Source organism: Geobacter psychrophilus, from assembly GCF_056821595.1.
The window spans coordinates 2,647,685-2,660,147 of sequence record NZ_JBXDTU010000004.1; the positions used below are offsets into that span (position 1 = coordinate 2,647,685).

Genomic DNA, 12,463 nt, shown 5'->3' on the forward strand with positions numbered 1-12,463 from the left:
CCTGTGGTCGGTTTCAGAGATTTGCCGGTTTAATCCGCTTTTGTTCACAACGTCTGGTCAAGGGCCTCTCTGACTGCGCTCAACAGTACCTGCATGGTGACCGGTTTGGCCAGAAAACCGACACCCGCCTCCTCCATCTCCTTCTGGGCAATGATATCTGCGGTATAGCCGCTGGAGAAGAGCACCCGGACCTGGCCCCCCTCTTTTCTGATTGCATCGAATACTTCGCGTCCATTCTTCTTGGGCATGACCACATCCAGCAGCATAAGTTGAATCCGGTCGATGTTGGCGCGGTACTTTGCCAGCGCATCCTCGCCGTCCAGCGCAGCGATCACCTGATATCCGTATTCCTCCAGAGCCTGGATCATGAAACCACGGACATCAAGGTTGTCCTCAGCCAAGAGGATCGTCTCCGTCCCACCCAACATCTGTTCGGCCGGTTTGCTCTCGTGCTGCTCATGGCGTGCCTCAATCAGCGGCAGATAGATCCTGAAACAGGTCCCCTTGTCGATCTCACTGTGCACGGTTACTTCGCCGCCATGCTGCTTGATGATCCCGTAGACGATGGAAAGCCCCAGCCCGGTCCCTTTGCCGACCTCCTTGGTGGTGAAGAAGGGTTCAAAGATTCTCTGCCGGACATCTTCGCTGATGCCGCTGCCCGTATCGGTTACCGAGATGCAGGCGTATGCTCCGGGCTTGAGCGAGGTGTCAGGCAGGTCCTCCGTCAGATCAACCCGCTCTGATCTGAGAGTGATAATCCCGCCAGCGGGCATTGCATCGCGCGCATTGACCGTCAGGTTCATCAGCACCTGTTCGATCTGGCCGCAATCTGCCATGATCGTCAGTTCTTCCGCTGCCGGATGACAATGGATCTCGATATCATCGCCGATCACCCGGCGCAGGATCATATCGATAGTGCTGATGATCTTGTTGACCTCCTCCGGCTTGGTCTCCATAACCTGCTTTCGACTGAAGGCCAGGAGGCTGTTGGCCAGTTTGGCGGCCTTATCAGCAGCGATCAGGATGTCATCGACAAATTGTGCATGCTCGGGATCAACCAGTTTGTTCCGCAGGATACTGCCCATGCCCATGATGACCGTCAGGATATTGTTGAAGTCATGGGCCACGCCACCGGCCAGGGTGCCGATCGCCTCCATCTTCTGCGCCTGTCTGAGCTGCTCCTGCGTTGCCTGGCGTTCGGCGATCTCTTCTTCCAGTTCGCGGTTGGCGATATGCAGATCGATGGTGCGCGCCTCGACCCGCGCCTCCAGCAGCTCATTTGATTCCTTCAGGCGGCGGGCCAGGTCTCGCAAGCTCAGGTGGACACCCACTCTGGCCAGCAATTCATCCTGCTGGAACGGCTTGGTGACGTAATCCACCGCCCCGGCCTTCAAGCCCTGCACCTTGTGGCCGCTCTCGGCCAGGGCCGACATGAAGATCACCGGGATGTCGCGGGTGCTCTCCTGGAGTTTCAGTCGGCGACAGGTTTCGTAGCCGTCCATACCCGGCATCATGATGTCCAGCAGGATCAGGTCGGGGCGGGCGTAATCCGCCCGGCTGACGGCGCTCTCGCCGTCTTCGGCTACCAGGACGGTATAATTATATCCGGCCAGGCAATCACGGACTACGGACAGGTTGTTGACATCGTCGTCAACAGCAAGAATTATGGGGGTGCGCTTATCACTTTGAGATGCGTTCCGATCTTCAGGGTTCATAGTTCCTCTCCACGGCATTTTTTAGCCAGCGCCAGAACAGCCTTGGTTCTGAAGCTCCCGGCAAGCTCTTTCAATCTGCCGGCAAAATTGCGGTAACGGCTGTCTCGCTCTTCCAGGCCCGCGGCCCAGTGCTCTACCCCCAGCATATCTCCCCTCATGGCCAGATCCAGCAGTTTATCCAGCTCAACAGGCGGCAGTGGCGGCAACTCCCGGTCGTCCAGAGCAGCGTAAGTTTCCCGGGATGGTACGATGATCTCCCTGGTCTCCCATGCGAGCCCCAGGCGGGTGCCGATCTTGTCCAGCAGCAGGTCGATTCGGATCGGCTTGACAATGTAATCGTCGCAGACCTCGACAAATCCGCTTTTGTGACTGCTGTCGGAAACCGAGGCCGAGGCGCCGATGATCACGGTCCGGTCAAAGCGCTTGTCGGCACGCAACATCCGGGCCGTCTCAAAGCCGTCCATTACCGGCATTACCAGGTCCATCAACACCAGATCCGGTTGTTGTTCGCGTGCCACCTTCAGCGCTTCCTCGCCGTTACATGCGGTATCGATCCTGAAGCCGAGTGGCTCCAGCAGTGATACCAGCATGGAGGTGTTGCTGGCATTGTCATCTACCACCAGAATGCGCTTGCGCTCGCCACAATAGCCGGTCACGGCAACATCCGTTTTCTCCAGGGCACGTTCCGGATCGGTCACGCTTGGCAGCGGCAGTTCCAGGCGGAATGTACTGCCCCTGTTAACCTCGCTTTCCAGGGTCAGGCGGCCATGCATCAGGTCCAGCAGGCGTCGGGAGATGTTCAGTCCGAGTCCGGTGCCCTCGCTCAGTTGGTCCCTGTCGGCTAACTGGGTAAATGGCTCAAAGATGGTCTCCAGCTTGTCGGCCGGGATGCCCACCCCGGTATCAACTACATCGCAGCAGAGTGTTCCGTCTCCCGCGTGATGATCGTAGGCTATCCGGAGGGTTACGCTGCCCCGGCGGGTATACTTGACCGCGTTGCTCAGCAGGTTCAGCAGGATCTGACGCAGCTTGCGCTCATCTCCGCGCACATAGGGGGGCAGGGGTGATAGCTCTTCATACAGGAAACGCAGCTCTTTCTGCTCGGCGTTCAGCCGGGTCAGATTAAAGACCTGGCGCATCAGGGCCGGCAGGTCAAAGGCCACCTGCTCGATATCCATCTTTTGTGCCTCGATCTTGCCCACGTCCAGGATATCGTTGATCAGGGTCAGCAGGTGTTCTCCGCTGCTGTGCATGATCTCCAGCTGCTGGCGCTGGGGTTCTGTCATGTTTTCCTGGCGTTTGAGGATCTGGGCATAACCCAGGATCGCGTTCAACGGCGTGCGCAGCTCATGGCTCATGCTCGACAGGAACTCGCTTTTGGCACGGTTGGCGGACTCGGCCGCCTCTTTCGCGCTTTGCAGCTCAACCACCCCCTGGGCAAACGCCCCGGACAGGTCATTGACCCCCTCCACCAGGATGCGCCATTCACCCTCGAACTGACCTGCATCGCTGCGGCTGTCCAGGTGCCCCTCCTGCACGGCAACGATCAGCCGGTCCGTTTCGTGCAGAACCTTGCGGATGGTGAGGCGCATGGCAGAAAACGATCTGGCCAGGGCGCCCACTTCATCATGCTGATGGATTTCGAACTCGCTGCCGAAATCCCCGTGGGATACACCATCGGCCATCCGGACGATCTGACGCAGCGGGCGGGTGGCCACCCCCATCAGTACATAGGCTGCAATACAGCTCGCTACGGCGAAGGCCAGTGACAGCAGGACTCCGCGCACAACGATGCGTTCCTCGTTGGCGTGCAGCGAGTCCTTGGAGAAACCGATCCTGATCCAGCCGATGGTCTCCTTGAGTTTCGGCCCGGTCTCCATGCCGCCGATGATGGCAAAATCCGCCGGAGCCTTCTCGGTAAAGACCGGTGCATACACCACGAAGGCGTCCTGTTCTTCGGACAGGACCAGTGTTGAAGCTGACGGGGGCGCGGTCAGATGGCTGGTCAGCGGCTGACCGTCATGGGTCAGCAGCGTCATTCTGTTGTCGTAGAAGGTGACCGCCGCAACCTCGGTATTGGACCTGAGAAAGGCCGCCGTACTCTTCAGCAGTTCGGGGTTGCCGGAAAGGATCGGCAGTTCGCCGGTCTTGGTTGCCAGGGTGGTGATCGCCTCGGCGCGTTTGATGATCTCGCTGCGGATAACCCCTTTACCGGCCCGGATCGACTCCCAGGTGTGGACGAACGACATCAGCAGCAGGAGCGGGATCATGAAGAGCAGGGCCTTGATGCGGAAGGTCATGACGGGCTTCAGTCTGTTCATGGATAGGCCTTCCTGGCCATGCGCACGACCTCATCCGGGATGCTGATGCGCATCTTGCGGGCCGTATCCATGTTCAGGTACAGGTCGAACTTGCGGGGGGGGGCGGCCGGCGGCTGTCCGACGCTCCCGCTCTTCAGGGCCCGGGAGGCGGCCTCGCCGATGATCTTGCCGACGTGCCCCATATCCACCACCAGCGCCAGCAGCGCCCCCTCCTTGACATGGCGTTCGGAGACACCCAGGAGGGGGATGCGCCGCCGGAAGGAGAGCAGGTAGGCTTCTTCCATGGCGGTCGAGGTCATGACCCCGCTATCCGGCAGGAGCAGGACGGCGTCCGTATTGCTCAGCTGTTTGACCGTTGAGACGAACTCCACCATGTTCCTGACGGAATAGGTGCTGACCGGTGCTGAAACCTCGCTGGCCAGGATATGCAGGAATTCGCGGCTGGCTACGATTGCCACCCGCTTCAGGGCCGGCAGGTAGTTGCGCACCAGTTCGGCATACTCGCTGGCCGGGGTGGCCATATAGAAACCGGCGGTATTGGGGCGGTTGATGGTCGGCGGGGTTACCACCATGTCATAGAGAACCGGAATGGAGGGGGGCAGGGTCAGGGCCTCAGTCAGGGCCTCGCGCCCCAGGGCGATCACCACCCGTGCGTTTTCCCGCTGGATGACAGCTGCCAGGTTGCCGCGCACCTCGGCCGGAGCAAAGGTCCTGATGGAGGCATGCAGGGTCTTGCGCACCCCCTGGGTGACTTCCAGAACCGGCTTGAGCTGGGCATCGGCAATGATCAGGACATCTGCAGCGGAGCAGGTTGCGCTTGTCAGCAGGATACAGATCAAGGAAAAATGGATGATTTTGAGCATGGTGTGTGTTCTCATTAGAGCAGCGAGTCCGGCAACTATAAGGGTTAATCAGCAAAATATCAACCAAAACCGCTCCCGGAAAACGACAAGTGGAACGGATGTGCAGATGGTGCGTTTCCAGCTGCCGGGTTACGTGACGACGTCCGAAACCAGGCACGTGTAAAACAGCTACGACGGATAACCAAAATACTTTACCTATTTACTGGAATATCGCTGGTTTTGCGGAATTAATAAATCGTAATTTTGTAATTATATCGTATTGTTAAGCCAAATGACTCTTTTTTAAAATACCGGTTTATCTGCTTGACAATAGGTGCCGGTGTGGTATAACCGGCCAGCTTTAATGAGAGAAAAAGTCGTTGATATATGAAGAAGCCGACGGGGAGACGGCATGGTCCCCCGCGGAACTAACCCGCAAAAGGAGAAGACAATGAAAAAGAGCACGCTGGTAGTACTGGAAAAGGGTAACGATTGTGCATTGATGGCGCCGATGGGCGCCTGCTGTATGAATGCGTTCGATTTTCTTATGTAAATTGATTCTGTATGCAGAGTCAGCGGAAGGGGGGAGCGATCCCCCCTTTTTGCATCTGCGGAACGATCTGCAAAATCAAATCCCCCTCAATCCCCCCGGAGGCCCGTCATGCAGCTATCCACCTTTCTGAAGATCTACCCCTGTCCGGAGCAGCCGGGGATGAACCTGGTCTACTCAACTCTGCGCAGTTCCGTTGTGCTGCTGCCGGACGACCTGCTGGAAGCGGCCCGGAACAACTCCCTGCCGGATGAGGAGCGCGAGGTCCTGACCCAACTGGGTATCCTGATCCCGGACCGGGCTGTTGAGCGCGAACAGCTGCGGACGATCTTTGATATTCCCCGCCCTGATACCCCCTTCTGCGCCATCGTGGTACTCAACCTGGACTGCAACCTGGCCTGCCCCTACTGTTACGAGGATGCCTTTCGCGGTCAGCATTACATGAGCGTCGCGACCGCCGCGCTGCTGGTGGCAACCATCCGCCGCGACCGGATAAACAAGGGGCAGCCGGTACGGCTGACCTTCTACGGCGGCGAACCGCTGTTATCCCTCGATCTGATCCGCGCCATCTCCATCCCGCTGCATGCGGCCGCCCGTGAGCAGGGGGTTCCCTTCAGCTTTGCGCTGGTCACCAACGGCACGCTGCTGAATCGCGCCTGTGCCGAAGAGCTGGTCGCGCTGGGGCTTAACGGGGCCAAGATCACCATCGACGGTCCGGCCGAGCTGCACAATCGCAGCCGCCCCTATGTATCGGGAAACGGCAGCTATGAGGCGATCGTGCGCAATGTGCTCGATATCTTCGATATCGTCCCGCTGCAGCTGGGGGGCAACTACACCCGCGACAACTACCGTCAGTACCCGCGCATGCTCGACGACCTGCTGGCCCGCGGCATCGATCCGGCCCGGGTCGCCACAATGCAGTTCGCCCCGGTGGTTCCCAAGGCCGGGGAGCGGGTTCTGGCTGACTTCACGACCGACTGTGCCTGTTCATATGAACCATGGCTGGTGGAGGCCGGCGTCTGGCTGCGCGAAGAGACCCTCAAGCGCGGTTTCCCGGCCCCCAAGCCGAAGCTTGCGGTCTGCATGGTCGAGCTGGAGAACAACCTGGTAATCAACCACGAGGGATCGTACTATAAATGTCCGGCCTTCATCGCCTATCCCGAGCTGCGCATCGGCTCGCTGAGCGAGGGGATTGCTGACTTCCACGAGTCCCACAGCATGGACCTCTGGAAAACGGAGGAGTGTCTGACGTGCGCCTATCTGCCGATCTGCTTCGGCGGCTGTCGGGAGCTGACGCTGCTGCGTTCAGGTGAAATGAGTGATGTTGATTGTCGCCGGGAATATTACGACGCGGTGCTGGAGCGGATAGTCAGGCAGGACCTCGAATTTCAGCGAACCAGGCAGGACAAATAAACCTTCAAGCGTGGTGTCATTGCGCGAAAATGAAAATCGTGCATCTCAAAAAAAGACCTCCGGGCTCGTCTCCGGAGGTCTTTTTGTCTTTGGCAGCCTGTATATCAGAACTTGAATCTGAATCCTCCTTCGACCCAGCGCCCCGGGTTGGGGTAGAAGGCACTTGTGTAGTGGTCACCACTGAAGATGTTGTGAACCGTCAGGAATGTTTCCAGCGTAGTTGTGGTGCTGGTCTGGAACTTTTTGGTCGCGGTCAGATCCCAGAGGAAGATGTCGTAGCGCGGGTTGGGGGTGCCCACGTAGTCCCACCAGACGTAGCTGCCGGAGAGCAGCGCGGAGAATGACCGGCGGTCGTCATACTTGACCCCGATCAGCCAGGCATAGGTGTCGTAGTACGGATTGGCGTAGCCGCTCTGCACCGCATCCCCCTTGACATGGGCATAGGCGTGCCCCAGCTTGAGGGAGAGGTTGTAGAACGGCACAGTGTCGGCTTCCAGTTCGTACCCCTGGCGGGTAATATCGTTCCGGTTTACAACCGTTGAGAGCGGCGCTGTTGCCGATGCCGGCACCTGTGTGATCGCCTTGGTGGTCTCATGACGGAAGAGGGTGCCTTTCAGGTTGACCAGGTCGGCCAGCCCCGATTCGATCCCGACCTGGTACGACCAGCCGTACTCGGCCTTGAGATCCTTGTTGGCGGCATAGTATGGCCCGCCCCCCGCCAGGAACGACAGTGGCGGAGAGGTGAAACCGCGGGCCGCCGAGGCGCGGGCCACGGTATGTTCCCCCAGCTCCCAGGTGGCTCCCAGGCTCGGACTGATGAACGAACCGAAGAAGCTGTCATGGTCGAGGCGGATTCCGGGGGTGACGGTGAACGGGCCGAATTCGGCCGTGTCGTTGGCAAACACCCCCCATTTATCGACATCGGATGTGATCGTAACGCTGGCTGGAAATCCGGCGCGTTGAAAGCGCGGCCCGGCATTGGTGGTCTGATCCATAGAGCCGTGGCTGGCTTCGCCCCCGACGGTCAGGGTCTGGATGCCGCTGCTCCAGGTAGCGCGCAGGTTGCCGCCGATAGTTTCGTCATCTGAGATGGACTCGATCCGCAGTTGACCGGGCGAAGGGGTGTAGGTCGGCAGGAAATGGATGGGCTGATTGAAGTGGAACTTGAAGAAGTGCAGCCCGCCACGGACGGTCAACTCGGGGGTGGCGCGGTACTCGAAGGCGCCGTTCAGAAATTGATCACGAGACATTGAATTGCCGCGGACAAAAGCGGCCGGGACTTCGCCGCTGTTCGTTTCCGGGTTGCTGAAGCCGCCGCTCAGGGTGATATCCAGGTCGCGGTTGGGGGTCAGGAACAGTTTGCCGAAGAGGCTGCTGCGGCTGAAATTGCGGTTGTTGCGCAGCCCGTCCGAGTCCTGCTGGCCGGCGTAGAGGTAGTAGCCGAGCGGGCCGTTCTTGCCGCGCAGTTCGGCTCCCAGGTCGCGGGAACTGGCCTCGCCGTACGAGGCGCTCAGCATGCCGTTGGGGAAGGCCTTGTCGCCTGTGCTGCGGGTGATGATGTTGACCACCCCCCCCAGGGCCGAGCCCCAGGCCGAGGAGGCGGCGCCCTTGATGATCTCGATCCGCTCCACGATCCTGAGCGGGATGAAGCTGGTCTCGGCGTGGCCGTCGGAGAGGAGGTTGACCGGCATGCCGTCCAGCAGCACGGTGACATGGCGCGACTCCGACCCCTGGATATGGAGCTGGGCGTTGGACACATATTCATTGGTGGAAAAGTCCACGAAAAGACCGGGCACGCGGGCCAGCACCTCGCTGATGCTGTTGGCGTTCATGGCCTCGATCTCCCGGGCGGTGATGACGGTCATGTTCTCGGCGGTCTGGGTGAGCGGTTTTTCGCTGCGGGTGGCGGTCTGGACGTACAGCTCCTTCTCCTCCCAGAACATGAGCAGGTCTTCTTCCGTGGGTGTGACCATGGCCACCTGGATGTGTTCAGTTGCTTCGACCCGGGAGGTGCAGAGCAGCGTTGCCACCAGCAGGGATGACGACAGCAACCGTGTGATCCACCTGTTGCCTTTATGTTTCATTGGAGACCTCCGTAGCCGGCTGCAAACTCACGCAAGCATACTACTGCATTGTGCCCTGTTGTCAACAGTGTGGGCTGCTTTTTTAATGAAACGCAGAAACTTTCCATATCCGTAAACTTTCTTCGTTATGTAGTCATAAGCAAATGCAGTGTCATATCAATTCGCTGCCTTGGCAAAAACAAAAAAAAGCGTCTTGTTGCCGTCCGGGTAATGTTCGTTTACGACCTGTTTTCATCCCCATGCAGCCACCCGTAGACTGTATCCGCCATCGTACGGTTCAGGCCTTCCACGGCTGCGATTTCTTCAACCGCGGCCTCCTGCAATTTCTGCAGGCTGCCGAACTGTTTCAGCAGGGCCGTGCGTCGTTTTGCGCCGATGCCGGGGATCTGTTCGACCCCGGATGCAATGCCAACCTTGCTGCGCAGTGTGCGGTGGTACTCGATGGCAAAGCGATGGGCCTCGTCGCGGATGGCGGCCAACAGCAGGAGCGGCGCCGAATTCTGACGCAACACGACCGGATTGCGCCGGCCCGGCAAAAAGACCCGTTCGTTGCTCTTGCGGATAGTGTCATCCGTCATGTTGCTCGCCACACGGCTCTTGGCCAGGGAAACCAGGTCAAAGCGACCCTCCAGGCCCAGTCCGCTGATAATTTCGGCGGCAGCATTCAACTGTCCCATGCCGCCGTCCACTACCACCAGGTCGGGCAGGCCGTCTTGATCAACCTTCTCACTACGGAAACGGCGCGAAAAGACCTCGGCCAGCATGGCGAAGTCATCCTGCCCCGGCACATCCTTGATCCGGTAACGTCTGTAGTGTGCCTTGTCCGGGTGGCCGTTTGCGAAGGCGACTCCGCTTCCCACGGAGAAGCGCCCCTGGATGGTTGATATATCGTAGCACTCGATCCGCCGCGGCAGGCGTGACAGGTGCAGGCGCTGTTGCAGCACCTCCAGTACGGCTTCCGTGGAGGCCTGTTTGTCGTCCCGTTCCCGCAGGGCTGCCGCCGCATTCTTGCCGGCCAGTTCCACCAGTTCATGTTTGGTGCCCCGCAGCGGCCGGGAAATGGTAACCCGGCGTCCCTTGACCTCACCCAGCAGTTCGGCCAATGTTGCCCCGTCTTCGATCTCCAGCGGCAGCAGGATCTGCTCAGGGATATAGGCCCCTTCACTGTAGTACTGCCGCAGGAATGCCGCAATCCCTTCGGCGTCGTCCAGTTCCCAGGTCAGGTTGAAGAGGCGGCTTCCGGTCAGCACGCCGCCGCGGATGAACAGCAGAACCAGCTCCAGGCGGGCACCATCACGGTGGAAGCCGATTGCATCCGTGTCACCACCCTGCAGAACCATCTTCTGCTTCTCCACGGTGACTTCAATGGAACGCAGCAGGTTGCGCCAGCGGGCGGCCTCTTCGAACAGCAATCCGTCCGAGGCCTCCAGCATGCGCCTCTTGAATTCCGCCACCAGCTGACGATTCTTCCCTTCCAGGAACAGCATGGCCCCCTCCACCAGCATGGCGTAATCCTTTGCGGAGATCAGGCCGCAGCAGGGGGCGCTGCATTGGCCGATCTGGTGGTAAAGGCAGGGGCGTTTGCGGGCCATGCAGCGCACCAGGGGATAATGGCGCAGGGGGAACATGCGCTGGAGCTGGCGCAGTACCTCGCGGGCTGCGGATGCCGAGGCATAGGGACCGAAGTAGCGGGCCCCGTCCCGGGGAATTTTTCGCACGACATTGAAGCGGGGGAATTCCTCCCGCGGATCGAGACGCAGGGAAAAATAGGTCTTGTCGTCCTTCAGGCTGAGGTTGTAGCGGGGATGGTGCTGCTTGATGAGGGTATTCTCCAGCAGCAGCGCCTCCTTCTCCGTATCGGTCACCATGACCTCGATATCGGTCACCTTGGCGACCAGAAAGCGCACATGATAACGGGAATCGACCGACGCACCGAAGTATGAGCGCACCCGCTGCCGCAGGCTGCGCGCCTTGCCGACGTAGATGATCTCTCCGGCAGCGTCACGCATCAGGTACACACCGGGCGAGTTCGGCAACTGCCGTATTTTATCTTGAAGACTCATGGCCAGCATTCTAGCTCTTTGGACAGAGAATGAAAAGCCCGCCGTTTATAGAGACTGGTGCCTAATTTTGAGGCATGGAGCTTAAAAGCAAGGCAGGTCGCAGAGGTGTGTCTCGTAAATATTCAAATGATTACAGATTGTTGTCAGGTTGTGTGTGTTGGCAGAATTCTTGCGTTAAGCTACCGTCGCCCAATGTCGGGCGCACGCACAGATACCAACGGGGGTAGCGAGTATGGAGACCATGTCAACGGTGACAGGCCTGAAGAGCAGTGCTGATGTACTTTTTCTGATGTTGGGGGCAGTGTTGGTGTTTGCCATGCATGCCGGTTTCGCCTTCCTCGAGGTGGGTACGGTACGCAAAAAGAACCAGGTCAACGCCTTTGTCAAGATCCTCACCGATTGGTCCGTTTCGACCATTGTCTATTTTGTAATCGGTTTTCCCATCGCCTACGGTATCTCCTTCCTGAAGCCCGCTGAAGAACTGCTCGGCAAGACCCAGGGCTACGACCTGGTGCACTACTTCTTCCTGCTCTGTTTTGCTGCCTGCATCCCGGCCATTATCTCCGGCGGCATCGCCGAACGGGCAAAATTCTGGCCCCAGGTCATCGCAGGGGCGATCTTCGCCGGCATTTCGTATCCACTATTCGAGTCCCTGATCTGGGGAAAAAATGCATCGCTGCTGCAAGGAATCTTCAAAAGCATCGGCGGGGCCGAGTTCCACGATTATGCCGGCTCGGTGGTTGTCCATTCCATCGGCGGCTGGATCGCCCTGCCGGCCGTCATCATCCTCGGTCCCCGCATGGGACGGTACATCCGCGGCAAGTCCCACCCGATCCCGGTCAGCAACATCCCGTTCCTGGCGCTGGGTTCATGGATCCTGGCGGTGGGCTGGTTCGGCTTCAACGTGATGAGTGCCGGCAATCTGGAGAAGATCTCCGGTCTGGTGGCGGTCAATTCGCTGATGGCCATGGTAGGAGGCGTGCTGGCAGCATTGGTGGCCGGCAAGAACGACCCCGGTTTCGTTCACAACGGTGCCCTGGCCGGACTGATCGCGGTCTGCGCCGGAAGTGACATCATGCATCCTCTGGCAGCCTTCGTTGTCGGCTGCATTGCGTCGATAATCTTTGTCTACGGCTTCCACTACGAGCAGGAGAAGCTCAAGATCGATGATGTCCTGGGTGTCTGGCCACTGCATGGTGTGATCGGCTCATGGGGCGGCATCGCGGCAGGAATTTTCGGCCAGAAGGCCCTGGGCGGCATGGGCGGCGTCAGCTTCATCTCCCAGTTGGCCGGCAGCTTGACGGCCATAGCATTTGCCCTGACCAGCGGGTTCATCGTGTACGGCGTGCTCGCCAAGACCATTGGAATCAGGCTCAGCCAGGAAGAAGAGTTCGCCGGAGCCGATATCTCGGTCCATAGTATCGGTGCCTACCCCGAGGATCATATCCGCTGATGCAGTGAGCTTGTCATGCCTG

General features: G+C 59.1%; 7 protein-coding genes. 2 read left to right on the forward strand and 5 right to left on the reverse strand.

Annotated features, from left to right (window positions below):
• Positions 1–44: 44 nt before the first annotated feature.
• Genes ACOCF6_RS14795 through ACOCF6_RS14805 form a run of 3 tightly spaced genes read right to left on the reverse strand, consistent with a single transcriptional unit; the run spans position 45 to position 4,899 of the window.
• Positions 45–1,715 carry a response regulator gene (locus ACOCF6_RS14795; RefSeq protein ID WP_482461103.1) on the reverse strand — a complete coding sequence of 557 codons (1,671 nt, stop codon included), beginning with the start codon at positions 1,713–1,715 and terminating at the stop codon, positions 45–47.
• Positions 1,712–4,036: an ATP-binding protein gene (locus ACOCF6_RS14800; protein WP_482461104.1), complete on the reverse strand. Its 2,325-nt coding sequence runs from the start codon at positions 4,034–4,036 to the stop codon at positions 1,712–1,714. Before ACOCF6_RS14800 ends, ACOCF6_RS14795 begins: the two co-directional genes overlap by 4 nt.
• Entirely contained in the window at positions 4,033–4,899 is an 867-nt protein-coding gene (locus ACOCF6_RS14805) for an ABC transporter substrate-binding protein (RefSeq protein WP_482461105.1), read from the reverse strand. The genes ACOCF6_RS14800 and ACOCF6_RS14805 overlap by 4 nt, the downstream gene beginning before the upstream one ends.
• A gap of 640 nt (positions 4,900–5,539) precedes the next feature.
• On the opposite strand from ACOCF6_RS14805, the gene gptM reads away from it, so the two are divergent.
• Positions 5,540–6,841, forward strand: a complete 1,302-nt coding sequence (gene gptM, locus ACOCF6_RS14810; RefSeq protein ID WP_482461106.1) for a geopeptide radical SAM maturase — start codon at positions 5,540–5,542, stop codon at positions 6,839–6,841.
• A gap of 104 nt (positions 6,842–6,945) precedes the next feature.
• Here gptM and ACOCF6_RS14815 read toward each other — a convergent pair whose 3' ends face one another.
• The gene (locus tag ACOCF6_RS14815) at positions 6,946–8,925 is read right to left on the reverse strand and encodes a TonB-dependent receptor plug domain-containing protein (protein WP_482461107.1); all 1,980 of its coding nucleotides are present in this window, start codon (positions 8,923–8,925) and stop codon (positions 6,946–6,948) included.
• Between the two features lie 218 nt (positions 8,926–9,143).
• Positions 9,144–10,988: an excinuclease ABC subunit UvrC gene (gene uvrC, locus ACOCF6_RS14820; protein WP_482461108.1), complete on the reverse strand. Its 1,845-nt coding sequence runs from the start codon at positions 10,986–10,988 to the stop codon at positions 9,144–9,146.
• Between the two features lie 232 nt (positions 10,989–11,220).
• Here uvrC and ACOCF6_RS14825 point away from each other — a divergent pair, with 232 nt between their 5' ends.
• Complete coding sequence (locus tag ACOCF6_RS14825; RefSeq protein WP_482461109.1) at positions 11,221–12,441, forward strand: ammonium transporter; 1,221 nt, start codon at positions 11,221–11,223, stop codon at positions 12,439–12,441.
• Positions 12,442–12,463 lie beyond the last annotated feature (22 nt).